The sequence below is a fragment of the Bacillus vallismortis genome, from assembly GCF_040784915.1.
Classification (GTDB): domain Bacteria; phylum Bacillota; class Bacilli; order Bacillales; family Bacillaceae; genus Bacillus; species Bacillus subtilis_G.
This window is the reverse complement of the sequence record NZ_CP160797.1, coordinates 1,639,372-1,665,237: the sequence shown is the minus strand read 5'-3', so window position 1 is coordinate 1,665,237 and position 25,866 is coordinate 1,639,372. Positions and strand designations below refer to the sequence as shown.

The following is a 25,866-nucleotide window of genomic DNA, read 5'->3' as shown; positions in this document are numbered from 1 at the left end:
ACAAACCTAACGCAGGACAATAAAAAACCTGCAACTCTATCATACAAGATAACATCTTGTAAAAAAACATCCTATTAAATATTAAACGACAAACAGGAATTTATTTGTGAACTTTTTATGAATTTTACCAAAGATAAAGGCAATCGCGAAATCGGCAGTGCGTTTACCTTATTTCTATCAGACCCGGCATGAATAATCAAGTGTACATTTTTCGGAAGCCGCCATTCTATTATATTTTTGTGAACAAAAGGCTCTAAGAATTGCCTCAAAACACATATTCGCTTACACTTGGAACGTATATAAAATCGCAGCAGTATGTTAAGAAGGTGAATATTAAATGAATAAAGCATTAAAAGCTCTCGGTGTTCTGACAACATTTGTCATGCTTATTGTTTTAATCGGGGGAGCCCTCGTTACAAAAACAGGTTCCGGCCAAGGATGCGGCAGACAGTGGCCGCTGTGTCACGGCCGTTTTTTCCCTGAATTGAACCCGGCTTCAATTATTGAATGGAGCCACAGATTCGCAAGCGGGATTTCTATTATCCTTGTGTTAAGCCTTGCGTTTTGGTCATGGAGAAAAATCACGCCGATTTTCCGTGAAACAACGTTTCTCGCGATCATGTCTATTATCTTTTTATTTCTACAGGCACTGCTTGGCGCATTGGCTGTCGTATTCGGTTCAAACGCGCTGATTATGGCGCTTCACTTCGGCATCTCATTGATATCTTTCGCTTCAGTGCTTATTTTGACGTTGCTTATATTTGAAGCTGACAAATCAGTTAGAAAACTGGTTAAACCGCTTAAAATCGGCAAAAGAATGCAATTTCACATGATAGGAATATTAATATATACCTATATCGTTGTGTATACAGGCGCATATGTAAGGCATACAGAATCAAGTCTGGCATGTCCTGATGTGCCGCTATGCAGTCCGCTGAACAATGGACTTCCGACTCAATTCCCTGAATGGGTGCAAATGGGCCACAGAACAGCAGCATTGCTCTTGTTTGTATGGATTATTGTGGCCGCTGTTCATGCTATTACTTCCTATAAAGATCAAAAGCAGATCTTTTGGGGCTGGATCTCATGTCTTATTTTTATTACATTACAGGCACTGTCCGGTATTATGATCGTGTATACTGAACTGGCTCTGGGCTTTGCTCTTGCCCACTCGTTCTTTATTGCCTGCCTGTTTGGCGTTCTATGCTACTTCATATTATTGATTGCACGGTTCCGTTATGAATCCAGACAATCATAAAGATTTTAGACCAAAGCTTCCAGTGCTTCGGTCTTTTTTATGTCATATTTTTTGCCGTTTCATATGTTTCAATGGCCAGCCTCCGCTGAACTTGATGATCAATGAGCGGATTCGGATAATCCTCGCCGATGATGCAGGATGAACTCCCTTCAATTTGGGGCGTCATTTTCCATGGCTCGTGAAGAAATTCATCCGGAATATGTTTCAATTCGGGAATGTATCTCTTAATAAACAGCCCATCCGGATCAAACTTCTTAGATTGGATGACAGGATTAAATATCCTGAAGTACGGTACAGCATCCGTCCCGACAGAAGCAGCCCACTGCCACCCGCCAATGTTAGATGCAGGATCGTAATCAATTAATTTATCAGCAAAATATGCTTCCCCGAGACGCCAATCGATTAAAAACTCCTTAACGAGAAAAGAAGCAGTGATCATGCGAAGCCGGTTATGCATCCAGCCTTCTTTGTTAAGCTGCCTCATCCCCGCATCAACGATCGGAAAACCAGTGCGCCCTTCACACCACGCTTGAAACAGCTTGTGATCATGATTCCAGCTGATGTTGCGGAACCTCTCATCAATTTCCGTCTCAGCCATGTGCGGATGAGCGGCGTATACCATGTTGTAAAAGTCGCGCCAAGCCAGCTCCTTGATAAAAACGTCCTTCGCTCCTTGCGGCGACTCATGCTGCAGTACTGCATAATATACCATACGCGGTGACAAGACGCCGGTTTTTAGAAACCGGGACAGCTTGCTGGTGCTATTTGCAAAAGGCATGTCTCTATTTTTATGGTACATTGACAGCTTTTCATCTATAAATCGGAAGAGAGCCTCTTTTGCAATGGAGGCATCAACATGCACCCAGTGTCTTTTGCTGGACTGCACAAGATGTTCCAGCACCCGTTCGCCCTGATTAGATAACGACTGATTTCTAATCATCTGCGTTGAACATAAAAAATGAGGATCGATCTCCATCATTTTCGGCTTTTCAGCCTTTGACCATGATCTAAAATATGGCGTAAACACCTTATACATACTGCCATCTTGTTTCACGATGTCGTCCGCACCGTGAATATGTGCATCTGTCCATGGCGAAGGATAAATCCCGTTTTTTCTTAAAAACGCTGATACTTCATGATCCCTCTGCGCTCCGTATCCTGCGTCATCCTGATTATAAAAAACCGCATCAATTTCATATGCATCCATCAGCCTGCGAAACATATGTATCGCTTCAAGATAAAAGATGTGCAGATAGAGTCCCTTTTGTCGCGCTTCATTTGTAAAAACAGAGAGTGTCTTAAAAAAATATTCGTGACTCATATCATACTTCATATCTACAAAGTGAGGATCGATCTGAAAGATCGGAAGCAGACCAGCCTGTTTTTGTTTTGAATAGGAAATAGCTTTTGACAGTGCTGTATTGTCTTCAAGCCTTAAATCTCTTCTAAACCACACAATGACAACTTTCATTTGTTTCACTCCGCTTTTTTCTAAAAAACAAGAGTGTATATCAAATGATATACACTCCGGTTTATTATGCTTTTTCAATTTCGATAAGCAGATCTCCCGTTTGGATCGGCTCGCCATTTTTCACATGAACCTGCTTGATTGTTCCTGAGAAAGGCGCCTGAACCGTTGTTTCCATTTTCATCGCTTCATTAATCATTAAGTGATCACCTTTATTGACTTTTGCACCTGCCTCAGTCAATACCTTAATAACCGTTCCAGGCATGGAGGCTGCGATGTGGGTTGGGTTTGTCCGGTCCGCTTTCAGCTTTTCCTGAACGGAAGACTTAATGCTTTCATCTTTAATGACAACTTCACGCGGCTGCCCGTTCAGTTCGAAATAAAGGACGCGAGTGGCATCAGGCTGAGGCTCGCCGATTGAAATCAGCTTAACGATCAGCGTTTTTCCGCGCTCAATTTCCACTTCTATTTCTTCACCCAATGTCATGCCATAGAAGAATGTCGGTGTATCTAATACCGAAATGTCTCCATAGCTTTCTGCCGTTTTCACATAATCAGAGAAGACTTTAGGATAAAGGGCATACGCAATAGCATCTTGATCTGAAATCTCCAAGTTATGCTGCTCTTTAAATTCCTGTTTGATCGCTTCAAATGATACCGGCTCAAGCAGTTCTCCAGGTCTGACCGTAATTGGCTCCTGCCCTTTTAAGATCAGTTTTTGGAGTTTTTGCGGGAATCCGCCATGAGGCTGGCCGATATTTCCTTTGAATAGCTCAACAACTGAATCAGGGAAATCCAATGATTCGCCTTTTTCGTACACGTCCTTTTCAGTCAAGTTGTTTTGTACCATGTAGAGCGCCATATCTCCGACGACTTTTGAGGAAGGCGTGACCTTCACGACATCGCCGAACATATCGTTGACGCGTCTGTACATTTCTTTGACTTCATTCCAGCGGTCACCCAGGCCTACTCCCTTCGCCTGCTGCTGCAGGTTGCTGTATTGGCCTCCAGGCATTTCGTGTTCATATATTTCAGTATGCGGCGACTTCATTCCGCTTTCAAATTCGCTATAGTATTTACGCACTGACTCCCAATATTGGGACAGCATTTCAACACCTTGGACATTCATTTCCGGGCGACGGGCGTGGCCTTCCATCGCATGATAAAATCCACTCGCACTAGGCTGAGACGTTAAACCCGCCATTGAGCTGACCGCCACGTCTATGATATCAACGCCTGCTTCAACGGCTTTCGCATACATATAAATACCGTTTCCGCTCGTATCATGCGTATGCAGGTGAACCGGAATATTGATCGTCTCCTTCAATGCAGAAACGAGTTCATATGCAGCCTGCGGTTTTAACAGCCCCGCCATATCTTTAATTCCGAGAATATGGGCTCCGGCCGCCTCAAGCTCCTTCGCCATCGACGTATAATAAGCAAGATCATATTTCGTACGGTTCTTATCAAGGATATCTCCCGTGTAACAAATCGCGGCTTCTGCCACTTTGCCGGTATCACGAACCGCATCAATAGCTAATGTCATCCCTTTTACCCAGTTTAAGCTATCGAATATACGGAACACATCAATACCGGATTGAGCGGATTGCTTCACAAATTCTTTAATCACATTGTCCGGATAATTCGTATAGCCGACTGCGTTTGATGAACGAAGCAGCATCTGGAATAAGGTATTCGGCACTTCCTTTCGAAGGTCCTCCAGACGCTTCCACGGATCTTCTTTCAGGAATCGGTAGGCTACATCGAAGGTCGCGCCTCCCCACATTTCCATGCTAAATAGCTCAGGCCATAAAGCAGCCGTCGGATTCGCGATTTTTTTCAAATCATGTGATCTGAATCTCGTTGCCAATAAGGATTGGTGTGCATCCCTGAATGTTGTATCAGTTAAAAGGACAGATTTCTGTTCCTTCACCCATTTCGCAAGACCTTCAGCGCCTTTTTCATCAAGGATTTGCTTTGTTCCTCTGGCAGGCTCCTGATCAACGTCTGCTTTTACATGTATCGGCTTGTCAAACGCCGGTTTTTCTTTTTTCCCGATTCCAGGGAACCCGTTCACTGTCACATTGCCGATGTACGTGAGCATTTTCGTGCCGCGGTCTTTCTGTTTAGGGAAAATAAACAGCTCAGGTGTTGTATCAATGAAGGAAGTATCATATTGTCCTGTCAGGAATTTATCATGTTTTGCAACGTTCTCAAGGAACGGAATATTTGTTTTAATGCCCCTGATTCTAAACTCCTGAAGGTTTCGGACCATTTTGGCCGCCGCCTGTTCAAATGTTAAAGCCCAAGTTGAAAGCTTAACGAGAAGTGAATCGTAATACGGGGTAATTACGGCGCCTTGGAAGCTGTTTCCGGTGTCTAGCCGGACACCAAAGCCGCCGCCAGAGCGGTAAGCCATAATTTTTCCTGTATCGGGCATGAAATCATTCTGCGGATCTTCAGTCGTTACCCGTGACTGAATTGCATAACCGATTGTAGAAATGTCCTTTTGATGTGGAATATTTACTTTTTTGCTGTGAAGACTGTGCCCCTGGGCAACAAGGATCTGTGTTTGGACAATATCGACACCGGTAATCATTTCTGTAATTGTATGTTCAACTTGAACGCGCGGGTTTACTTCAATGAAATAGAACTCGTTGTTCGCAACAAGGAACTCAACCGTGCCGGCGTTTATATAATCCACATTTTTGGCAAGCGCAACTGCCGCTTCGCAAATTTGATCTCTCAACTCAGGTGACAGCGAGACACTCGGCGCTACTTCGATTACTTTTTGATGGCGTCTTTGAACAGAACAATCCCTTTCAAAAAGATGAACCACGTTGCCCTGCTTGTCTCCAATGACTTGAACTTCAATGTGCTTAGGGTTTTCAATCAGTTTCTCTACATATACTTCGTCATTGCCAAAGGCTGCTTTTGCCTCTGATTTTGCACGATCATATGCTTCTTTTACTTCACTTTCACTTCTGACAATTCTCATGCCGCGTCCGCCGCCGCCAAGAGAAGCTTTAATAATCATCGGATAACCGTGCGTTTGTCCGAATTGTTCGACGGCTTCAAGCGTTTCTGCAGGACCATCGCTTCCCGGGATTACAGGAATTCCGGCTTTTTCTGCCTGTTCACGCGCTTTCACCTTATCACCAAACATATTTAAATGTTCAGAAGTAGGACCGATGAACACAATGCCTTCTTCTTCACAGCGTTTGGCGAAATGTATATTCTCAGATAAGAAACCGTATCCCGGATGGATTGCATCCACTTTGTTTCTTTTCGCAATATCAATGATACCCTCAATATCCAGGTAAGCATCAATCGGTTTTTTTCCTTCGCCAACCAGGTACGCTTCATCTGCTTTATAACGATGATAGGAACCGGAATCTTCTTTTGAATAGACCGCAACTGTACGAATATTTAATTCTGTACAAGCACGGAATATACGGATTGCAATTTCTCCCCTGTTTGCTACTAACACTTTTTGTATAGATTGCTGTGACAAACTTTTTCCCCCTTACCCGAAATGGAATATAATCTATCATAAAGGAATATCCTTCCCATGTACACACTTGTTTTTTACAGATAAACAGTTTTTTCAAGCTGTTTCTTCTTCATTCCCTTTGACGCCACGGGCTCTTTCTTTTTCTTATTCTCTGAATATTTCACAAACATACTGATATTGGCTAATATTCCCATACTCGCCAGCAGCAGCACTAAAGAAGACCCCCCGTAACTGATAAACGGCAGCGTAACTCCTGTAATGGGAATTAATCCGCTGACACCGCCAAGGTTAACAAACGATTGGATGGCGATCATGCTTGAAATACCGATCGCTAGAAGACTTCCAAACGGGTCCTCGCACTTTCTGGCTATATAAAAGCCTTTTATGACGATAAACCCCAATAGAATAATCACAAACAATACCCCAAAAATACCAAGTTCTTCGGCAATGACAGCCATAATAAAGTCAGTATGCGATTCAGGAAGATAACCGTATTTTTGAATACTTTCACCTAGTCCCATACCGAAAATACCGCCTGATCCGATTGCATAATAGGAATTAATCACTTGCAGGCCGGATGAATCCGCATATTTAAACGGATCTTCAAGGCTCTCAAAACGATCTAAACGCTTTTCTGACAGGATTTTATCCTTGTTTAAATAAATAATCGGACTGACCAAGAGTAAAACAATCCCCCCCAGTAAAATAAGCCTTGCCAGAGTCTTCCCGCTGAAACCGGAACACAAAATCATGCAAGCCGCAATTAATCCGATAATCGCCGCAGTTCCGAAGTCAGGCTGCATAGCGATCAAACCGCAAAGAATGATTGTCATCACCACCGGAGGCGCAACTCCCGTTAACAGATGATCAATATAGCTTTGTTTTTTGGCGTATACGGCTGCAAGGTACAATATGACCACTAGCTTGACAAATTCGCCCGGCTGCATGCTCAGTCCGCCAATTTTAAACCAGCTTTGCGCGTTTCCGGCAACATGTCCGAATACGAACAGCGAAATGAGCGCAAAAACAGAAACAAGCAGCATTCCCTTCTGAAACTTTTGGTGAGCCAGTGCTTTGTAAGGAAACAAAGCCATGAGAATAAAAAGAGCGCCACCCGCAAATAAAGCAAACAGCTGCCTCATGAAGAAAAAATTACTGCTTACGTTATAACGAGAAACAGCCGTAATCATACTTGAACTGTATACCATCACTAAACCGAATCCGCATAATAAAACAATTGCGAATATCAGTGAGTAATCATAAGATTTCAGCATTTTTTTTAACATAACATCCTCTTCCCTGCTTCCAACTTCCATTATCTATGGTTTTTATGTATTGATCTTTTTTATTTTACTACAATTTATCAAACGAGATGAAGAATCTCTATACGATTCGGAAGGAATGTGTAAAAAAAGACCGTCTCCGAGAAGGTAGGAGAAAATGTGCGGTTATAAAAAAACCCAAACTGTTAACAAGTTTGAGTTTTATCATTTATTTACCTGTAAACGCGTCATGCAAAGCAGACAATTCGCGCTCCAATGTGTATAAAAGGTCTTTACCGTCTTTTTCATCAACCAATCCCAGGCGGACAGCAAAATCGATTTCCCTCGAAAGCCCGAACATTTGAGTATCTAATACCTCTTCATATAGAGGACATTGAGGCATCGTTAAGTTATCCATTTGTACTCGGATCAGCTTCAAAATCTTCTCAGCGTCAACTTTTAAGAGCTCAAAAGCTTTTTGCCGATGGTCAACTATCATCTCTGAAGCCAAAAGTATCCCTCCGTTCCCCAGGCGAGTACCTAATTCTTCTATTTATCATAAAGGGTATCAGCAGAAAATGCAAGAGGATTTAAGCAGATGACATAAATTAAAAAATACTCAGTTTGTACATTTCAGACATGATTTCCAAAAGCTTCACACCCGCAATGCTGTTCCCTTTTTCGTCCAATGCCGGGCCAAAAATACCAATCCCGAAATCGTATGGCGAAATGCCCATAATCCCTCCGGATACGCCGCTTTTCGCAGGAATTCCGACCTTAATTGCAAATTCGCCGCTTGCATTGTACATTCCGCACGTCACCATAAATGTTTTGCAAATTCTCGCAACATCTTTTGAGATAACTTGCTCCCCAGTCTCGGGGTGTCTGCCGTTCAGCGCAAATACAGATCCGATTTTCGCCAAGTCCAGACTGTTCATTTCAATCGCACATTGCTTCGTGTATAAATCCATTACCGCTTCTACATCATCTTCAAAAATCCTGTACTGTTTCATATAATAACACATTGCCCGATTAATCATCGACGTGCTGTATTCGGATTCAGCCACTTCCCGGCAGTATGTAATCTGTTGGTTGTTTGTCAGCTTTCTGATAAAAGAAAGTAAATAATCAAGTCTCTCTTTTACCGTTTTCCCTTTAATCAAGCTGGTCACTACCAATGCCCCGGCATTGATCATAGGGTTTAACGGCTTGCTCGGATTCACTGTTTCAAGCTTGATAATTGAATTAAACGGATCACCAGTCGGCTCCTGTCCGACATAGCTGAAGACCTTCTCCTTACCGTATTCCATTAATACCAAAGCAAGCGAGAGCACTTTCGATATACTTTGAAGCGTAAATGTTTTTTCCACGTCACCCGCTGACAGACAAGTAGTATTGGAATAATAAATCGCCACTGACAGATCGTGTTGATCAGCTTTTGCCAAGGCAGGAATATAACTGGCTACCTCCCCCTTGTCCGTCATCTTTTTCGCTTCGTTCACTAAGGTTTCAAGCTCGTCATTATGCCGGCATACCATGCAACCACCCTCGCTCCCTGAGCATTTCAATACACATAATTTGTACACAAAGTGACAATTCATGCGAAAACTTTTATAATTTTGGGAGAAGGGGGTCATAACCATGAGTGTTATACAAGTAAAAGGCAAGGTTACATATCCGATCACCATCGATCCGAGCGTATGGATTTTTGATGATCGCAAATTTTCGTTTGAACGCAAAGGGGACAGTCAAGACATACATTTACAATCAGTCGGGGATGAATCCGCGCTTGACCCTGAACGCGTGATCAGAGAGGGCCGGATTGCACCGCCGACATTAAAGACGGAAAAACAATACGAGAAGCAAAAACTGATGAACGGCAGTTTTGCCATGAAACTTGGGACTGTCCTGAAAAACGCTGAGCCTCTCAGCTCCGCGACACAATGCGTATTTGTCACAAGTTCGAAAAAGACCGCCGTTCCTCTGGAAACCGCACTGAACAGTATTGTCCATTTCAGTGAGGCAGGCAAGCCAATCCAAGAAGGCGGCCCCGTTCATATTTATTTTGAAGATCCAGTTGATCACGATCAGCCGATCACCGATATAAAAGAAATTGAAATCATGTAAGCTTACAGCAAGTCAGCGGCAAGCTGGGCGAGACCCGATCTCTCGCCTTTTAACAGCTTCACGCTGCCTGAGATGGGTTGTCCTTTAAATCGTTCAACCACGTAGGCTAAACCATTGTTCAGACTGTCTAAATATGGGTGATCAATTTGTTCTGGATCGCCCATTAAGACAATTTTACTGCCCTCACCGACTCTCGTCAGCAGCGTTTTCACCTCATGCCTGGTCAAATTTTGGGCCTCATCAATAATAATAAATTGATCCGGAATGCTTCTCCCCCTGATATAAGTCAGTGCTTCCACCTGAATTGAGCCAATACCCGCCAGAATGGCCTCAAGCTCCCCCGGTTTTTTCGCATTAAACAGAAACTCTAAGTTGTCAAAAATCGGCTGCATCCAAGGCTTTAGCTTTTCCTCTTTTTCGCCGGGCAAATATCCAATATCCTTGCCAACAGGAACAATCGGCCTTGCGACGATCAATTTTTTATATATTCCCAAGTCTTCTGTCTGTAATAGCCCCGCCGCCAATGCTAAAAGCGTTTTGCCGGTTCCTGCTTTTCCGATTAGGGTGACGAGCGGAATATCTTCACGCAGCAAAAGCTCTAATGCCATTGTCTGCTGTACATTTTTTGGCCTGATTCCCCATACATGTTCATCATCAAAAACAAGCCTTTTTAAGACCGTGCCTGTTTTATCCGCCATTCCGACGGCTGAAGAGGACCCTCCCAGCTCATCTTTCATTAATGCGAATTGATTCGGATAAAATGTGTGCTGTTTCATTTCATTTACTGTAATTTGATTTTTCCCATAAAAAGAGCTGAACAGCTGTTGGCTGATATATAAATCCTTATAGCCGTTGTACATTTCATCATTGTCCACAACCCGGTCATTTAAGAAATCTTCAGCATGCAGTCCGATCGCGTCCGCTTTCACCCTGACCAATACATCCTTGCTGACGAGGATAACCGGCCTGCCCTCTTCCTTCGTTTCTTCCTCGAGGCTTAAATTTTTCGCAACAGCCAATATACGATTATCGTTCGTTTTTTCAATAAAGATCTCTTGGAGCTGGTGAAACGAACGATGATTCAGTTCAATTCTCAGTGTACCGCCGGTGTCGAGCGGGACCTGCTCATGCAGCCTTCCCTTTTGCCTTAAAGCATCGATCAGCTTAGATACGTGCCTTGCATTCCTCCCAACTTCGTCCATATACCTTTTTTTCGAATCAACTTCTTCTAATACAACAGCAGGGATGACAACCTCATTTTCTTCAAAAGAAAATATCGCGTTAGGATCCTGTAATAACACATTCGTATCTAACACATAAATTTTACTCAAGTCTCAGCCTCCTGATATAAAGGTCAAAGTTCTTCCTGCTTCTCTTACGATAAAAAAGGTGAATGCCTGCTAAAATATATGTTTTTGTGAATAAAGATAGAAGGTTAATTCAACAATAAAATTAATGAATGCATTTCAAGGAGGGAACCCGCAAGTGCGAATTCTTTTCATTATGATACAGCTGACGCTTATCCTGTCCGCATGTGCCTACCAACAAGGAAACCAGGATCAGAATGTTGAAAAAGAATCAACAAGGCAGCAGGAAACCAAACCGATTCACGTAAAGGACACAACTCAGGAGACAAAAGACAATGGGACAAGAGCGGATATTGCGAAGCATCTTGTCAGCGTTGCTGAAAAAATCCCCGATGTTAAGGATGCAACAGCCGTTGTGCTGGGAGGTTATGCCGTTGTAGGGATTGATGTCGATGATAATTTGGACAGAAGCAAAGTGGAAACCATTAAATATTCTGTAGCACAGGCTCTGAAAGATGATCGACACGGTGCCAACGCAGTTGTCATTGCTGACCCGGATACGGTCAGCCGCCTGAATGAAATGAGCAGAGAAATCAGTGAAGGCCGGCCGGTGACAGGCATATTAGATGAATTGGCTGCAATTGTCGGCCGAGTGCTTCCGGAAGTGCCTAACGATGTGATTGACGATGAAGATGAGCCACAAACAAAGCAGCAAAATGACCAATTAAACAAAAAGCAGCAGCAGGAATTGGAACAGGAGCAAAACGATCAATCTGATCATCATATGAAAAAATAATAATCATGAAAAAGCTATAGCCTTGCGCTTTAGCTTTTTCTTATTTTGGACAGCTTCTGATCCGTGCTATAATACATGTTAGTGAAAGAGGTGATATGATGAGGGTCCAATGTTCTATTTGCGATAAAATTGAAACAATTGATGATGATACCCTGATCGCGAAACGGCTTCGAAACCGCCCGATCCATACATATATGTGCCAGGAATGCCACGATCGGATTACCCAAAAAACAGAAGAACGGCTGAAAACGGGAAAATTCTCTTTTCACCCGGGACAGCAGAAGAAAGAAAAAGTCAAAAAATAAAGCGGCAGCTTTACCATACAGAACAAAAAGACTCAGCTTCTCAGCTGAGTCAGCGTGTCGACAAACCCTCGCATTCGTTGTCAGGCCTGTGCGTCGGTGCTCACGAATTCCAACATTCGCTGTGCTCCGATGCTCGTCCTTTCTAGACTTCAAGGGTTTTCAATCACGCTGAAAAGATGACAAAATAATCACCACCCGTGATAACGGGTGGTTTTCTCTGCGGCTGAAAGCCTTTGTTACTGACCAAACCCTAAAGGGCTTCTGAATGGTTCGCCTTATGTACTACTTTTTCTGGCCAGACCTCAAAGGCCTTCTCCTTATTTTCGTTTCTTTTTCTTGACCTCTTCACCTGTGAATGGATCGATGTATTCCATCATCGTTAATTGTTCCGCAACGATATCATCTTGTATCTGATTTCGTATATATTCTTCTATTACCTTTTTGTTTCTTCCTACTGTATCTACGTAATATCCAGTACACCAAAATTTCCGGTTTCCATATCTGTATTTCAAATTTGCGTGTCGATCAAATATCATTAAACTGCTTTTACCTTTTAAATATCCCACAAATGCCGATACGCTTATCTTTGGCGGTATGCTCACTAACATATGGATATGATCTTTACACGCTGTTGCTTCGATAATTTCGACTCCTTTCCTTTCACATAAGGTTCGAAGTATTTCCCCAATATCTTTTTTGATTTTCCCATAAATGACTTGCCTTCTATACTTCGGGGCAAATACGATGTGATACTTACAATTCCATGTTGTGTGTGCTAAACTGTTAGTGTCTTTTGACATAAAAAACTCCTCCGTATGTTGATATTTTGGTTGGCGAACCAAAAATATTTTAGCACCCGGGGGAGTTTTCTTAATACAACGCTGAAAGCTTTTTGGAACCCTAGGCCTAGCCTAGGGTTTTCTTTTTCACAATAAAAAGACTCAGCTCTTCAGCTGAGTCTTTTTATGATTTTGCAGACTGTCCTTTTTTCGACTGATACAGCCGAATTTTGTAAATGATTAAAATCAGCGCAGCGACGACCAATCCCTCTGCCACAGGCAAAAACACTCCTAAAAAGGTAAAAACAGTGCAACCCAAAGCCAGAAATACATACACCACTGCTGATTTTAATACCGGAAGCCGTTTAGCAAATCCAAGCTTAAATACAATAACGGCCAACACAAAAATCGTGCCGTACAGCAGCCACATGCCTGCCGCAGGCTGCCGGTCTACTTGATATAGAGCGGCGAAGAACGACAGGCGTTCGCTTACGTCATTCAAAAAGATTCCCTCCCCTGTAAACGTACGGGTTCTATCTTTTCAAATTCTGCAAGAGATTAAGACAATCCTGCTGTTTTTTTCTTTTTAGCCGCTTTTTCACGTTCGTTTTTATTGAGGATTTTCTTTCTTAAACGGATGGATTCAGGCGTTACTTCACAGTATTCATCTTCGTTTAAGTACTCTAGCGACTCCTCAAGAGACATGATGCGCGCTTTTTTAATTGTAGTTGTCTGATCCTTTGTCGCAGAGCGGACGTTCGTCTGCTGTTTCATTTTGCTGACGTTAACAACAAGGTCGTTGTCACGGTTATGCTCTCCAACAATCATTCCTTCGTATACTTCAGTACCTGGCTCAACGAAGATGACACCGCGGTCTTCAATTCCTTGAATACCATAAGATGTCGCTTTTCCGTTTTCCATTGACACAAGTACACCTTGACGGCGGCCGCCGACTTGGCCCGCCTGCATCGGCTGGTAGCTGTCAAACGTATGGTTAAGAATACCAAAGCCGCGTGTTAATGATAAGAACTCTGTGGAGTACCCGATCAGTCCGCGGGAAGGAACTGTAAAGATGAGACGGACTTGGCCGTTACCATTGTTGATCATGTCAATCATTTCGCCTTTGCGGGCACCCATTGATTCCATGACAGAGCCTGTATGCTCTTCCGGAACATCGATTTGCACGCGCTCAACAGGCTCACAGCGTACGCCGTCGATTTCTTTGATGATAACTTCAGGTTTTGAAACTTGAAGTTCATAGCCTTCACGACGCATATTTTCAATCAGTATTGACAAGTGGAGCTCACCGCGTCCGGAAACAACCCAAGCGTCAGGAGAAGCTGTTGGCTCAACACGCAAGCTCACATCCGTCTGAAGCTGTGAATGAAGACGCTCTTCAATTTTGCGGGCCGTTACATATTTACCTTCACGACCTGCAAACGGACTGTTATTCACGACAAATGTCATTTGAAGTGTCGGTTCATCAATGCGAAGCACTGGAAGCGGATCTTGATGGTCTACAGGACAGACCGTTTCACCAACATTAATATCTTCCATGCCGGAAACCGCAACGAGGTCTCCCGCTTTTGCTTCTTCAATTTCCACCCGCTTTAAGCCTTGGAAACCGAAAATTTTTGTTACACGGAATGACTTAGCCGTTCCGTCAAGCTTCATAAGAGAAACCTGCTGACCGACTTTCATCGTGCCGCGGAATACGCGTCCGATTCCGATACGGCCTACATAATCATTGTAGTCAAGAAGGGCAACTTGGAACTGAAGCGGCTCCTCTGCATTTTCAACAGGTGCCGGAACATGCTTAATAATGGTTTCATATAAAGATTCCATGTTTTCATCCTGCTGTTTCGGATCAAGACTCGCTGTACCATTAATCGCTGAAGCATATACCACTGGGAATTCAAGCTGCTGTTCATTGGCATCAAGCTCAATGAACAGATCAAGAACCTCATCGATTACTTCCTCAGGACGAGCAAAGTCACGGTCAATTTTGTTGACAACAACAACCGGGTTCAGGTTTTGCTCAAGGGCTTTTTTCAGAACAAAACGAGTTTGAGGCATACAGCCTTCATATGCGTCAACGACAAGCAGTACGCCGTCAACCATTTTCATAATCCGTTCTACCTCTCCCCCAAAGTCTGCGTGTCCAGGGGTATCCAAAATATTGATGCGTGTATCTTTATAGTTAATCGCTGTATTTTTCGCCAAAATTGTAATGCCGCGTTCGCGTTCAAGATCATTAGAGTCCATTGCGCGTTCAGCAACCTGTTCGTTGGCACGGAACGTACCAGCTTGATGTAAAAGCTGATCGACTAGAGTCGTTTTACCATGGTCAACGTGGGCAATAATCGCGATGTTGCGAAGATCATTTCGAAGTTTCACTTTTTCATCTCCTAAAAAAATTAGATAACTTTCATATTATACCACACATCCTCTTTAAAAGCGTCACGTTTTTCTGTAAACTTAATATAAGACGTAAAAGGGGATGGAAATTATGAAAAAAACGAATTGGCTTTTCCTATTATTTGCATTTGCAGCGGTTTTCAGCATTATGCTGATCGGCGTCTTTATCGCTGAAAAAAGCGCAATAGGCATTGCATCCAGCATTGTACTTGTTTGCGCCGTTATGGGCGGCGGATTTACATTAAAAAAGAAAATGCGTGAGCAAGGCATGCTTGATTAAAAGCATTGCCCCGCAGGAGATATTATAATCAAAAAACACCGCAAAGAAAGCAGTGTTTCAAATTGTTGACAAAATGCTAAAATGGTTTTCATTTTAGCATTTTGTATCTTCCCAGTGTGATTGAAATCCCTTGAAGTCTAGGAAGGGCGTGCATCGGAGCACAGCGAATGTTCGAATTCGTGAGCACCGACGCGTAGCCTTGACAACAAATGCAAGAGTTTGTCGACACGCTGAAACACCGCAAAAATGCGGTTTTTTTTATTTTATTAAGCCTTATCTCCCCTGTTTCTTAGTCTGGAAGATGTAAAACAGCATTCATACATAGACAAACGTTCTCATGATGACTCATGTGACCGGCAAAAAATAGTCCGGCAACATATACACAAAAGACCATAGAGCCTATTTCTTCTCCTCCAATCTCTCCCTATAATGGGATTCGTAGCACAATTCATTAAAGGGAGAGAAGAAACATGAAGAAAACATTTGTAAAAAAGAGCTATGCTAACAACTGCCGCAATGACCTCAGCTGCTCTATTAACGTTCGGCCCTGATGCAGCCAGCGCAAAAACATTGACTGATAACACTGCTGGCCATGTTCAGCATCAGACAATCACTAACGAAGATCTCAATACATTCATTGATATATTAAATGAATGTATATATGAACAAGACGGTGTGTATTATTTTGACAGTGAAAAAGCTGTCGAGTTAGGAATGACAAAAGAAGAGGCTCAAGTAATCGCAACATTATGGGAGTCGACTTCAGAATTTTTCAATGTTGTTTCACAATGTGTGTATGCTGAAGATGGAAATTACAAATTTGATACAGAAAAAGCAATTGAACTTGGCTTAACAGATAAAGAAGCACTCGCACTTGAACAATTTTTCTCCGCTGTTTCCTTAAAGATTCACATTCTTCAAGCAGCAATTGTATTACAAGACGGTGTGTACAGCTATGATAAAAATGCAGCCGTACAAGCAGGGGCGACACCTTCGCAAGCTGATCTTTACGGCAAACTCTTCAGTGCTCTGCCACAAGAACAGCTTGCCGCAATCTACGATATGATCCATCCTGAAGCTTAATCTAAAAAAGCGCTTGCCGGAATCGGACAAGCGCTTTTCTTTATATGAGCAGTTTGATGATCAGCATCACGGCTACCGCCGCTCCGAACCAGCAGGCAGCTTTAACGATCAGCAAACCATAGTACCTCTGTTTAAACCGCATTTCTTCTTCCGGCAGAAAAGCCTCCTCAACGGCCTGTCCGCCTTCCAATTCAAAAGGCTCAGCCATCATGTCATACATCTCTCTGCAGCTGCTGCAGGTCTTTAAATGTTCTTCAATGACGTGTTCCGTTTCACTTTTACAATCACCTTCAAGATACAGAGGAAGCAGGTCTCTTACTAGAAAGCAGGTCATGTCCGCTCCTCCTCTCTTCTTTTCGCCATGTTTTTCTTTAGCTCTAATCTGGCCCGGTGCAGTGTGGTTTTCACCTTTGAAAGACTCCATCCTAATATCTCAGCGATTTCTTCATAAGAAAGCTCTTGGAATTCTCTTAAAATCAATACGGATTGATGCTGATCTTTTAACAGCAGGATCTCCTGCCGCAACGTTTCGCTTTTTACCGTCCGTGACAGATACTGTTCAGGCTGCTCATAAGTTGTTTGCGTTAATCCTTCATTTTTGCTGATATCAGTCAATTGGTATTTGACATCCCTGCGGTACCAATTGACAAAGGTATGGTGGGCAATGGTGTAAAGCCACGTTCTGATGGAAGAATGCCCCCTAAACGAAGCCAGACCGTTAAGAGCTTTTACAAACGTGTCCTGCGCTAAGTCCTTGGCTGTTTCAAGGTGATGAGTCCTTCTGAATAAATAATTTAAAATTTCTCGGTAATACTGTCGATACAAATCCTCAATAGAATCCCTATGTTTCATTAAAAGTAAAACCACACCGTCATCCAAATAGCCAATAAAATGAAACAGATATACATGGCAGACAGGTATACTTTCATATGTCTGATTTGACTCTCTTCTTCAGCACCCGGGCTTCTCTTTGAACAAGATTCACTCTTTAAGCCTTCCGCATTCTTTTGAAATAAAGGCTCTTGCTGTCTCATCCATTCCATTGATTCATCCTCTAGCTCTCCTTCTTTATATAGGTCATATAAATCTAAAAATACAGACGCTTTTTCTTTATGATTCATATAGGCTTTCCACCTCTTGTGTGTCTCCATCCACCACATAAGCATCATGGCGGTTTGAGCCAAACGGCTGAATAATGATCAGCCATGCATAATGGCGTTCATTCCCTCTTTGAACGATAATTGGACGCATTCGTTTTTTGTAAATGACATCCTGGTATGCAGAAGCTACTTTTTCATAAGCCAATTTTCCATCACGATACGTATATGGAAATGCCCTATCGGGTGTATCGCTGTACACATAAGCGTTTAGCTGACCTTGATCTTCAAAAAGCTCATATGTTTTAGAAGAATCAGTATACATCACCATGTCACTCTGCCTGCTTTTTTTCTTCATTTCTGATACATCAGCATCGAAGACCGATAATATCTGCCGCTGCACCCCGCTGTTAGCCAGTGAAATATTCTTTTTCATTGGAAGCGAAAGACTATGTAAACAACGGGATTCGCCCTCAAACTCCAAAACAATTCCATCTTTCGTTTCAACGCTCACCATGCTTCCGAGCAGGCTGTTGCTTTCAATATCAGTGATCTGATAAGGCTGTCTCGGTATGTTTAAAGCTCTAAACACTTCCTTCACTTTGTCTTGTATGTCTTGTTCTGTTACATGAACATGCAGAAGAGAATCAAGCTGATAAATTGAAGGGTCTTCACTAAAGCCCATTAGTGTTTCCTTTTCCCAATAAAATACCGTTCCATCATCTTCATGATCTTTTTTATGAAGTTGATTTTTCAGATATATACGAACGACTATCTGGCCGTCTTCTTTAGATACCGTTGTTTCGATGTGATCTTTATTTAACACACGGCCGTGTCGCTCAAGGAAAGCGATGGACTTCCGCATGTATTCCTGATCCGTCAGCGTTTTCCCCCGCGGCTTTTTCAAGTACTGATAATTATTAATCAGCTGTGATACTTCATCCACCTCAGCCTCATAGCTCAAGTTTTCAAATGAATAGAAATAATGCACATCCATCTTTGTATCATGTAAATACAATGTCTCATCCGTAGGAAAAAATGACTTAATAATTTGTTCCGCTTTTTCAGATGAAATGTGCTCTCCTACAAAATTGAATGAGTCATGAACATTTGCCGGCTTTGATAAAGCGAAAGCAGCCGTTGCTACGTTATATATCGGATTTAAGAGCAAGACAAAAAACAGAATGACAGCCATCGGCAGCCACTTATTCACACGCGCATAAACCTTGCCTGACTTTTGGAACAGATGATAGCTCATCAAAAATCCCGCCATTGCTAAATAAATCGTATATGGCATTACTGCACCATAATCTATGGAGATTTGATTGGGATATGGCGTAAGCAGCAGGACGAGCAGTCCGATAATCAGCGTATAAAATAAACCTAGTAAAATCTTATTTGTTCTCCAATACAGCTTGAAAAACAGTACATTCAACACAATAGGAAGAATGATAATGAAAAACAGGAACACGAATTCAATTGGTTCGATCTCATCAGGATATTCATTCCAATACGAAAAGAAACTGAATATCATTTGTACGATCGGCAAACTGACAACGGCGAGATCGAACGTATAAAACATACCTTTTCCGCCATGATCACGAGGCATCAGCATATAGTGAAAAGCCGTCAGTAGCACATACCCGTATAACAAAAAATGCACCAGCGGTAGCAGTTCATTGCCGTCCTCTCTTAAGTAAGCGCTGGTAAAGTTTGTTGCTTGCACCTGATGAATGAGTTCAACAGACACCCCGGCCAGCAACACAATCCGCAATAAGACACCTGCCAAGAACATGGTGCGGTACCGGTTTATCTTGGGATGGTGCACCAAAACATATAAGCCCGCCAAAACTACAATTGCCCATTGAATCAGTAAGGTGCTTTGTCTGCTTAATATAAAATAACGTTCGAAATGCAATACATAATGACTGAATAAATCCAACACGAACAACAATCCTTTACTTCTTATTAAGGCCTCATTCGGTTAGACAGCCGGCTTGTCCAAAAGTTTCAATAAGAAACAAATATTTCTTTTCTTCCCCATAACTCTTGCAATGAGCCATCACATGACACTTGACTCATCTGGATATTATTCAGCAAAAATAAACACAGGACATTTCTATCAATTTTGTCTAGTTATGTTAGTTTTTGTTGAGTATTCCAAAATGCTAGTTTAATATAACGATATAAATATTTTTCAGTATTTTCAAAAAAGGGGGATTTATTGTGGGTTTAGGTAAGAAATTGTCTGTTGCTGTCGCTGCTTCGTTTATGAGTTTGTCAATCAGCCTTCCTGGTGTTCAGGCTGCTGAAAATCATCAGCTTAAAGAGAATCAAACTAACTTCCTCTCCAAAAACGCAATAGCTCAATCAGAGCTCTCTGCACCAAATGACAAGGCTGTCAAACAGTTTTTGAAAAAGAACAGCAACATTTTTAAAGGTGACCCTGCCAAAAGGCTGAAGCTTGTCGAAAGTACTACTGATGCCCTTGGGTACAAGCACTTTCGATATGCGCCTGTAGTTAACGGAGTGCCTATTAAAGATTCACAGGTGATCGTTCACGTTGATAAATCCGATAATGTCTATGCGGTCAATGGTGAATTACACAATCAATCTGCTGCAAAAACAGAAAACAGCCAAAAAGTCTCTTCTGAAAAAGCACTGGCACTCGCTTTCAAAGCCATCAGCAAATCACCAGACGCTGTTTCTAACGGAACAGCCAAAAATAGTAATAAAGCCGAGTTAAAAGCGATAGAAACAAAGGATGGCAGCTATCGTCTTGCTTACGACGTGACGATTCGCTATATCGAGCCTGAACCTGCAAACTGGGAAGTCTTAATAGATGCCGAAACAGGCAGCATATTAAAACAGCAAAATAAAGTGGAACATGCTGCTGCCACTGGAAGCGGAACAACTCTAAAGGGCGCAACTGTTCCTTTGAACATCTCTTATGAAAGCGGAAAATACGTTCTAAGAGATCTTTCAAAACCAACAGGCACACAAATCATCACATATGACTTACAAAACAGACAAAGCCGCCTTCCAGGTACGCTTGTCTCAAGCACAACTAAAACGTTTACATCTTCATCACAGCGGGCAGCCGTTGACGCCCACTATAACCTCGGTAAAGTGTACGATTATTTTTATTCAAACTTTAAACGAAACAGCTATGATAACAAAGGCAGTAAAATCGTTTCTTCCGTTCACTACGGCACTCGGTATAACAATGCTGCATGGACAGGCGATCAAATGATTTACGGTGACGGCGACGGATCATTCTTCTCTCCGCTTTCCGGCTCATTAGATGTGACAGCACATGAAATGACACATGGCGTCACTCAAGAAACGGCCAACTTGATTTATGAAAATCAGCCGGGGGCATTAAACGAATCATTCTCTGACGTATTCGGTTATTTTACAGATACAGAAGACTGGGACATTGGTGAAGACATTACAGTCAGCCAGCCTGCTCTCCGCAGCCTGTCCAATCCGACAAAATACGATCAGCCTGACAATTACGCCGATTATCAAAACCTTCCAAACACAGAGGAAGGCGATTATGGCGGCGTACACACAAACAGCGGAATTCCAAATAAAGCCGCTTACAATACCATTACAAAACTAGGTGTATCTAAATCACAACAGATCTATTACCGTGCGTTAACAACGTATCTTACACCTTCTTCCACGTTCAAAGATGCCAAAGCAGCTCTCATTCAGTCTGCCCGTGACCTTTACGGCTCAACTGATGCCGCAAAAGTTGAAGCAGCCTGGAATGCTGTTGGATTGTAATGTTAGGAAAAGCCTGAGATCTCTCAGGCTTTTTTTCGTTACATGTATTGATTTCCTTTTCTGTTGTAAGAATAATCATTACAACGAAAGGATGATACCATGAGAATCAGCACCCGCTTCACGATAGCCGGACATATCGGTTTTACCCAGCATCATACTCTTACATTGTAAAAGATTTTTTTAACTGCTATCTAAAGAATGAACGTAAGCATATGAAATAAAGGAAGTTTATACGACTGAAGATAGAGCAAAAACATTGACAAAAAATTTTATTTATGCCATAATTTACTATTAATATATTTGTATGTATAATAAGATTCTCCTGGCCAGGGGAATCTTATTTTTTTATGGGAGGATCATTTCATGAGGAAAAAGCAGTCTAGCTTAACGTCTTTGATTTCAGCTTTTGCCCGTGCGTATCACAGCCGATATGACACGCCTCTCATTTTTGATGATTTTATTGCAAAAGATCTTATTAACGAAAAAGAGTTTTCCGACATCAGCGAGAATATGATTCAAGGAATCACGTTTTTCAACAAAGAGATTGCTGAACGCCTGCAAAATGATCCCGAAGAAATATTAAAATGGGTTACGCAAGTCCAGCTGTCACCCACGCCCTTAGCACGTGCTTCGTATTGCGAAAAAGTCTTACACAACGAATTAATGCTTGGAGCAAAACAGTATGTCATTCTTGGGGCCGGGCTGGATACTTTCTGTTTTCGGCATCCTGAATTGGAAAACAGCTTAGAAGTTTTCGAGGTTGATCATCCGGCTACACAGCAATTCAAAAAAAATAAGCTGAAAGATGCAAAGCTGACCATCCCGGAGCACCTTCACTTTGTTCCTATGGATTTTACCAAAACGTTTTCCTATCAGCCTCTTATAGATGAAGGATTTGAAAACACAAAAACATTCTTCAGCCTTCTGGGAGTGTCTTATTATTTAACACGAGAAGAAAATGCAAGCTTGATCAGCCATTTATTTTCTCATGTCCCCTCAGGGAGCTCTATCGTTTTTGATTATGCCGACGAAACACTCTTTACTGCAAAAGGAAAGTCAAATCGAGTTGAACATATGGTGAAGATGGCTGCCGCAAGCGGCGAACCGATGAAACCGTGTTTTACTTATCAAGAAATTGAACATCTGTTAGAGTCAGCAGGTTTACTCATCTATGAACATCTATCACCCGACGACATTCATAACCTTTTCTTTGGCAATCGAATAGACGATTTGTCAGCGTTTGAAACGATTCATTATATTCATGCGGTTAAAAAATAATGTTTCTTTTATCACAGATTCGCCTCTCATTTTTGGGGGGCTTTTTATGGTTAACAGCTTACAAAAAATAAGCTGCCGTTATCATACGGCAGCTCAGATTGTTGACAAAATCCTAAAACGGTTTAGTTTTAGGGTTTTGTCATCTTTTCAGCGTGGTTGAAAACCCTTGAAGTCTAGGAAAGGCGAGCATTGGAGCGGAGCGAATGTCCTAATTCGTGAGCACCAACGCACAGGCTTGACAACGAATGCAAGGGTTTGTCGACACGCTGAGCTGCCGTTATCATACGGCAGCTTCCGCTAAAGGCTTCACCAGGATCATAAATGGTTTGCCTCTATCATCTTTCTCCATTTTCAGCTGTTCAAACCCGCATTGGCTCAAAAACAATATCCATTCACTACGGTCAATAGGAACTGCCGCAAACATCGCTTTATGTTTGGCTCTGAGCGATTTGCTGATCCGTTCAATGATCATCCTCGCATGCCCCTTTTTTTCTTCATCCGGGTCTACAAGCACCGTTCCCAGCCACGGCTTTCCGTTGGAAGGCGCCCATTCGAGATGATAGCTGAGGGCAACAGGCCGACCGTCTTTTTCCCATACAAGCCAGGATCCGTTGTACATGGAGTAGGAGATCATATAGCTTTCAGCATCTTTCTCCCCAAACTCCTCCTCTTTCCATACAGGATGAGCCTCCGCGAGCGTTTCTAACAAGCTGAGGTCGTCCTGTTCAAATAACCTACTTTTCAGCACGAAGGTACTCTTCAAATACCGTTTTATGTATAGATGGTTTTCCGGCCAAAACACTGTGATTTTCTAAAAAGGTAAACGGCTCACCCTCAATGGTCGAATAAATGCCTCCCACTTCATTTAACAGTACACAGCCGGCCGCGTAATCCCATGGCGCAAGCCGCATCGTGATGTAAGCATCTATTCTTCCTGCCGCGACATTCGCCAGCTCTAAAGCGGCAGAACCGTAGGAACGTGTGCCTCTGACTCTTTTCACAAGGGGCGCTAACACACTTGAATCAATTCTTCTGTTTTCCGTTATCCATGTCGCATTAATGCCAAGAATGGCTTCTTCAATGACGGTTTCTTTCAAAGGAGCCAGCTTCGTTTCATTCATATAAGCTCCTCTGCCGCTAAATGCGTGATAAAGTTCATCATGCACCACATCATAAATTAATCCGATTTTCCCTTCTCCGTTTTCAAAAATTCCGATTGAAATCGCAAAATTTCTTTGCTGGTGAACAAAATTCATCGTCCCGTCAATCGGGTCGATAATCCAGACGACTCCCTCCAATGAGTGGAGTTTGTCTCCTTGCCCTTCTTCGCCAAGTATGCGGTGTCCCGGAAACGTTTCTTGAATGCGGTCAATAAAAAACTTTTCCGTTTCTTTGTCAATATTGGTGACTAAATCATTCGGATTTGATTTTGTTTCAATTGTCAGGCTTTCATGCATGGATTGTTTAATTCTCGCGCCTGCTTCCCTTACCCATTTTTTTGCAATTTCATCAATTTCCGTCCAATTTGTCATTCTTGTGTACCCTCTCTTCTATGTAGACCTTTATTTTATAGGATACTGATAACGGCGGTGAAAAAGCAAGGAAAATGAAAATATCCCTTCTCATGTAAAAACGAACCATTCATGCGGTTCGTTTTCACTATCGCTTTTTACCCGTTAAGACGAATCCATTCTTTTCTGAGTCGCTCAAGTTTGTTTTTGCTTTGTTCAATTTGTTCTTCATTTTCTTTTTGAATTGCTTCATACAGGGTTGCCAATTCATAATCTACCTCTAGTCTCCAGACAGCTACACGATTGTTTTTCTCTTCCTTAAAACCCTCTTTCACAACTTGCCTCATTGTCTTTCGCCCCTTCCAGAGATCATTTGTTTGTAAAAAAGCATCCCATTTTGCCATTCAACAATGATTACTTCTTATATCGTATGATTGTTCTATTTACGCGTAACATGATTCTGAAAATTGTGTGTTTACCTATTGGTTTATTACCACATTTCCCCTTTCTTCAAACGCGTTCAATCTTTTTGACGCTCGTATGAACTGTGATAAAATATGTTTACTTGCATGAAGGAGGAAAATCATGACACAAATGCGTTTTACAGAAGAAGACTTTAACACATTTACAATAGAAGGCTTAGACGCGCGCATGGAGGTATTAAAAGAGACGGTCCGTCCGAAGCTTACAGCTCTAGGCGAACATTTTGCCCCGACTTTATCAGCTTTAACCGGAGATGAAATGTTTCCGCATGTGGCAAAGCACGCAAGAAGATCCGTCAATCCCCCTGCTGACAGCTGGGTGGCGTTCGCAAACAGCAAAAGAGGCTATAAAAAACTGCCGCATTTTCAGATTGGTTTATGGGAAAGCCACGTATTTGTGTGGTTCGCGATTATTTATGAATCCCCTATCAAAGAAAAATACGGCAAATGGCTTGAAGCGAATCAGGAAACCATAACAAAGAATATCCCAGACAGCTTCGTTTGGTCCGCAGATCACACAAAACCCGGAGTACATAAGCAGTCTGAAATGAATAAAGAACAGCTGAAGACGCTGTTTGAGCGTTTGCAGACTGTAAAGAAAGCCGAGCTGTTATGCGGCATTCAGCTTCAAAAAGAAGAAGTGCTGAATATGAATAACCAGGAATTCCTTCAACGTATCGACGATGCCTTTCAGCAGCTTGCTTTCTTGTACCGCTTCACCCAAAAGGTATCACAAGCATAAACAAGAGCCGGGGCATGAATTGCCTCCGGCTCTTTCTTACATCTTAATCTTCGCCTGATCAGATTCTCTTGCCTGTTTGACTGTGCGATAAGGAGAGTATGTACTTTGTTCTTCAAACTCGCCGCATAGCGTTTTTTCTTCAGCCTTTCCCGGTACAATTTCTTTGAAACGGCGGTAAGCTTTAAGAAGCTCTTCGCGATCTGCGCCTTTTTCATATGCAAGCTCAACCTGCTGGAAAAACGCAATCACATCCACTGCTTCTTCAGTAGTCCAATCTTCATTCATTGGGTATTGATATTCCATTTTCTTCACTCCTTATAGATTTGCTCCCCTTAAGAGAAAGCATCTTCATTTGATCATAAATTGT

25 protein-coding genes and 1 pseudogene are annotated in these 25,866 nt (G+C 42.3%); 9 read left to right on the top strand and 17 right to left on the bottom strand.

Features of this window, described 5'->3' with window-relative positions; genetic code table 11:
* Positions 1-337: 337 nt before the first annotated feature.
* Positions 338-1,258, top strand: a complete 921-nt coding sequence (gene ctaA, locus ABZM97_RS08225; RefSeq protein WP_087992171.1) for a heme A synthase CtaA — start codon at positions 338-340, stop codon at positions 1,256-1,258.
* Positions 1,259-1,295: 37 nt separating this feature from the next.
* Here the strand turns inward: ctaA and ABZM97_RS08220 are convergent, their stop codons facing one another.
* The 5 genes from ABZM97_RS08220 to glsA form a co-directional block, all read right to left on the bottom strand.
* Complete coding sequence (locus tag ABZM97_RS08220; RefSeq protein WP_253269068.1) at positions 1,296-2,729, bottom strand: deoxyribodipyrimidine photo-lyase; 1,434 nt, start codon at positions 2,727-2,729, stop codon at positions 1,296-1,298.
* Positions 2,730-2,793: 64 nt separating this feature from the next.
* A complete protein-coding gene (gene pyc, locus ABZM97_RS08215) occupies positions 2,794-6,240 on the bottom strand; it encodes a pyruvate carboxylase (protein ID WP_367387381.1) in 3,447 nt (1,148 codons plus the stop codon).
* A 74-nt stretch (positions 6,241-6,314) separates the two neighbouring features.
* Positions 6,315-7,526, bottom strand: coding sequence for an FtsW/RodA/SpoVE family cell cycle protein (locus tag ABZM97_RS08210; protein ID WP_087992173.1), 1,212 nt, complete (start codon positions 7,524-7,526; stop codon positions 6,315-6,317).
* A gap of 205 nt (positions 7,527-7,731) precedes the next feature.
* The gene (locus tag ABZM97_RS08205; RefSeq protein ID WP_003221339.1) at positions 7,732-8,013 is read right to left on the bottom strand and encodes a YlaN family protein; all 282 of its coding nucleotides are present in this window, start codon (positions 8,011-8,013) and stop codon (positions 7,732-7,734) included.
* Positions 8,014-8,110: 97 nt separating this feature from the next.
* Entirely contained in the window at positions 8,111-9,040 is a 930-nt protein-coding gene (glsA, locus tag ABZM97_RS08200; RefSeq protein WP_087992175.1) for a glutaminase A, read from the bottom strand.
* Positions 9,041-9,143: 103 nt separating this feature from the next.
* Here glsA and ABZM97_RS08195 point away from each other — a divergent pair, with 103 nt between their 5' ends.
* The gene (locus ABZM97_RS08195) at positions 9,144-9,629 is read left to right on the top strand and encodes a hypothetical protein (RefSeq protein ID WP_087992176.1); all 486 of its coding nucleotides are present in this window, start codon (positions 9,144-9,146) and stop codon (positions 9,627-9,629) included.
* 2 nt (positions 9,630-9,631) lie between these two features.
* Here ABZM97_RS08195 and ABZM97_RS08190 read toward each other — a convergent pair whose 3' ends face one another.
* Positions 9,632-10,960, bottom strand: coding sequence for a PhoH family protein (locus ABZM97_RS08190; protein WP_087992177.1), 1,329 nt, complete (start codon positions 10,958-10,960; stop codon positions 9,632-9,634).
* A 154-nt stretch (positions 10,961-11,114) separates the two neighbouring features.
* Here ABZM97_RS08190 and ABZM97_RS08185 point away from each other — a divergent pair, with 154 nt between their 5' ends.
* Entirely contained in the window at positions 11,115-11,732 is a 618-nt protein-coding gene (locus ABZM97_RS08185) for a YhcN/YlaJ family sporulation lipoprotein (RefSeq protein WP_087992178.1), read from the top strand.
* Between the two features lie 95 nt (positions 11,733-11,827).
* A complete protein-coding gene (locus tag ABZM97_RS08180; protein WP_087992179.1) occupies positions 11,828-12,037 on the top strand; it encodes a YlaI family protein in 210 nt (69 codons plus the stop codon).
* 317 nt (positions 12,038-12,354) lie between these two features.
* Here the strand turns inward: ABZM97_RS08180 and tnpA are convergent, their stop codons facing one another.
* From tnpA to typA, 3 genes are all read right to left on the bottom strand, one after another.
* Positions 12,355-12,837, bottom strand: coding sequence for an IS200/IS605 family transposase (gene tnpA / locus ABZM97_RS08175; protein ID WP_333561836.1), 483 nt, complete (start codon positions 12,835-12,837; stop codon positions 12,355-12,357).
* Positions 12,838-13,000: 163 nt separating this feature from the next.
* A complete protein-coding gene (locus tag ABZM97_RS08170) occupies positions 13,001-13,318 on the bottom strand; it encodes a YlaH-like family protein (protein ID WP_087992180.1) in 318 nt (105 codons plus the stop codon).
* A 56-nt stretch (positions 13,319-13,374) separates the two neighbouring features.
* Positions 13,375-15,213: a translational GTPase TypA gene (typA, locus tag ABZM97_RS08165; RefSeq protein ID WP_087992181.1), complete on the bottom strand. Its 1,839-nt coding sequence runs from the start codon at positions 15,211-15,213 to the stop codon at positions 13,375-13,377.
* Between the two features lie 112 nt (positions 15,214-15,325).
* Between typA and ABZM97_RS08160 the strand changes: the two genes are divergently transcribed.
* Together ABZM97_RS08160 and ABZM97_RS08155 are read left to right on the top strand one after the other, a co-directional pair.
* Entirely contained in the window at positions 15,326-15,514 is a 189-nt protein-coding gene (locus ABZM97_RS08160) for a YlaF family protein (protein WP_087992182.1), read from the top strand.
* Positions 15,515-15,984: 470 nt separating this feature from the next.
* Positions 15,985-16,597, top strand: a pseudogene (locus ABZM97_RS08155) (hypothetical protein).
* A gap of 40 nt (positions 16,598-16,637) precedes the next feature.
* Here the strand turns inward: ABZM97_RS08155 and ABZM97_RS08150 are convergent.
* The 4 genes from ABZM97_RS08150 to ABZM97_RS08135 are packed head-to-tail and all read right to left on the bottom strand — an operon-like array spanning position 16,638 to position 19,648.
* A complete protein-coding gene (locus ABZM97_RS08150) occupies positions 16,638-16,931 on the bottom strand; it encodes an anti-sigma factor (protein WP_087992184.1) in 294 nt (97 codons plus the stop codon).
* Complete coding sequence (gene ylaC, locus ABZM97_RS08145) at positions 16,928-17,449, bottom strand: RNA polymerase sigma factor YlaC (RefSeq protein ID WP_087992241.1); 522 nt, start codon at positions 17,447-17,449, stop codon at positions 16,928-16,930. Before ylaC ends, ABZM97_RS08150 begins: the two co-directional genes overlap by 4 nt.
* Complete coding sequence (locus ABZM97_RS08140; protein WP_087992185.1) at positions 17,449-17,718, bottom strand: hypothetical protein; 270 nt, start codon at positions 17,716-17,718, stop codon at positions 17,449-17,451. Before ABZM97_RS08140 ends, ylaC begins: the two co-directional genes overlap by 1 nt.
* Positions 17,708-19,648, bottom strand: coding sequence for a hypothetical protein (locus tag ABZM97_RS08135; protein ID WP_367387380.1), 1,941 nt, complete (start codon positions 19,646-19,648; stop codon positions 17,708-17,710). Before ABZM97_RS08135 ends, ABZM97_RS08140 begins: the two co-directional genes overlap by 11 nt.
* A 272-nt stretch (positions 19,649-19,920) precedes the next feature.
* On the opposite strand from ABZM97_RS08135, the gene nprE reads away from it, so the two are divergent.
* Positions 19,921-21,486 carry a neutral metalloprotease NprE gene (gene nprE / locus ABZM97_RS08130; RefSeq protein WP_087992187.1) on the top strand — a complete coding sequence of 522 codons (1,566 nt, stop codon included), beginning with the start codon at positions 19,921-19,923 and terminating at the stop codon, positions 21,484-21,486.
* 363 nt (positions 21,487-21,849) lie between these two features.
* Positions 21,850-22,764: a class I SAM-dependent methyltransferase gene (locus ABZM97_RS08125; protein ID WP_367387379.1), complete on the top strand. Its 915-nt coding sequence runs from the start codon at positions 21,850-21,852 to the stop codon at positions 22,762-22,764.
* A 280-nt stretch (positions 22,765-23,044) separates the two neighbouring features.
* Here the strand turns inward: ABZM97_RS08125 and ABZM97_RS08120 are convergent, their stop codons facing one another.
* The 3 genes from ABZM97_RS08120 to ABZM97_RS08110 all read right to left on the bottom strand — a co-directional run bounded on the left by ABZM97_RS08120 (position 23,045) and on the right by ABZM97_RS08110 (position 24,622).
* Positions 23,045-23,473, bottom strand: a complete 429-nt coding sequence (locus ABZM97_RS08120; RefSeq protein ID WP_087992242.1) for a GNAT family N-acetyltransferase — start codon at positions 23,471-23,473, stop codon at positions 23,045-23,047.
* Between the two features lie 25 nt (positions 23,474-23,498).
* The gene (suhB, locus tag ABZM97_RS08115; RefSeq protein WP_087992189.1) at positions 23,499-24,296 is read right to left on the bottom strand and encodes an inositol-1-monophosphatase; all 798 of its coding nucleotides are present in this window, start codon (positions 24,294-24,296) and stop codon (positions 23,499-23,501) included.
* A gap of 137 nt (positions 24,297-24,433) precedes the next feature.
* Positions 24,434-24,622, bottom strand: a complete 189-nt coding sequence (locus tag ABZM97_RS08110) for a hypothetical protein (protein ID WP_087992243.1) — start codon at positions 24,620-24,622, stop codon at positions 24,434-24,436.
* Positions 24,623-24,860: 238 nt separating this feature from the next.
* Here ABZM97_RS08110 and ABZM97_RS08105 point away from each other — a divergent pair, with 238 nt between their 5' ends.
* The gene (locus tag ABZM97_RS08105; RefSeq protein ID WP_087992190.1) at positions 24,861-25,499 is read left to right on the top strand and encodes a YktB family protein; all 639 of its coding nucleotides are present in this window, start codon (positions 24,861-24,863) and stop codon (positions 25,497-25,499) included.
* 36 nt (positions 25,500-25,535) lie between these two features.
* Here the strand turns inward: ABZM97_RS08105 and ABZM97_RS08100 are convergent, their stop codons facing one another.
* Entirely contained in the window at positions 25,536-25,802 is a 267-nt protein-coding gene (locus ABZM97_RS08100) for a UPF0223 family protein (protein WP_064813643.1), read from the bottom strand.
* Positions 25,803-25,866 lie beyond the last annotated feature (64 nt).

Coding starts and splice junctions, on each gene's coding strand:
- ABZM97_RS08195 (WP_087992176.1), top strand. CDS start 9,144: ATGAGTGTTATACAAGTAAAAGGCAAGGTTACATATCCGATCACCATC.
- ABZM97_RS08220 (WP_253269068.1), bottom strand. CDS start 2,729: ATGAAAGTTGTCATTGTGTGGTTTAGAAGAGATTTAAGGCTTGAAGAC.
- ABZM97_RS08210 (WP_087992173.1), bottom strand. CDS start 7,526: ATGTTAAAAAAAATGCTGAAATCTTATGATTACTCACTGATATTCGCA.
- ABZM97_RS08125 (WP_367387379.1), top strand. CDS start 21,850: ATGAGGAAAAAGCAGTCTAGCTTAACGTCTTTGATTTCAGCTTTTGCC.
- ABZM97_RS08160 (WP_087992182.1), top strand. CDS start 15,326: ATGAAAAAAACGAATTGGCTTTTCCTATTATTTGCATTTGCAGCGGTT.
- ABZM97_RS08180 (WP_087992179.1), top strand. CDS start 11,828: ATGATGAGGGTCCAATGTTCTATTTGCGATAAAATTGAAACAATTGAT.
- suhB (WP_087992189.1), bottom strand. CDS start 24,296: ATGACAAATTGGACGGAAATTGATGAAATTGCAAAAAAATGGGTAAGG.
- ylaC (WP_087992241.1), bottom strand. CDS start 17,449: ATGAAACATAGGGATTCTATTGAGGATTTGTATCGACAGTATTACCGA.
- ctaA (WP_087992171.1), top strand. CDS start 338: ATGAATAAAGCATTAAAAGCTCTCGGTGTTCTGACAACATTTGTCATG.
- ABZM97_RS08100 (WP_064813643.1), bottom strand. CDS start 25,802: ATGGAATATCAATACCCAATGAATGAAGATTGGACTACTGAAGAAGCA.
- glsA (WP_087992175.1), bottom strand. CDS start 9,040: ATGGTATGCCGGCATAATGACGAGCTTGAAACCTTAGTGAACGAAGCG.
- ABZM97_RS08150 (WP_087992184.1), bottom strand. CDS start 16,931: ATGACCTGCTTTCTAGTAAGAGACCTGCTTCCTCTGTATCTTGAAGGT.
- ABZM97_RS08140 (WP_087992185.1), bottom strand. CDS start 17,718: ATGAATCATAAAGAAAAAGCGTCTGTATTTTTAGATTTATATGACCTA.
- tnpA (WP_333561836.1), bottom strand. CDS start 12,837: ATGTCAAAAGACACTAACAGTTTAGCACACACAACATGGAATTGTAAG.
- ABZM97_RS08105 (WP_087992190.1), top strand. CDS start 24,861: ATGACACAAATGCGTTTTACAGAAGAAGACTTTAACACATTTACAATA.
- ABZM97_RS08110 (WP_087992243.1), bottom strand. CDS start 24,622: ATGAGGCAAGTTGTGAAAGAGGGTTTTAAGGAAGAGAAAAACAATCGT.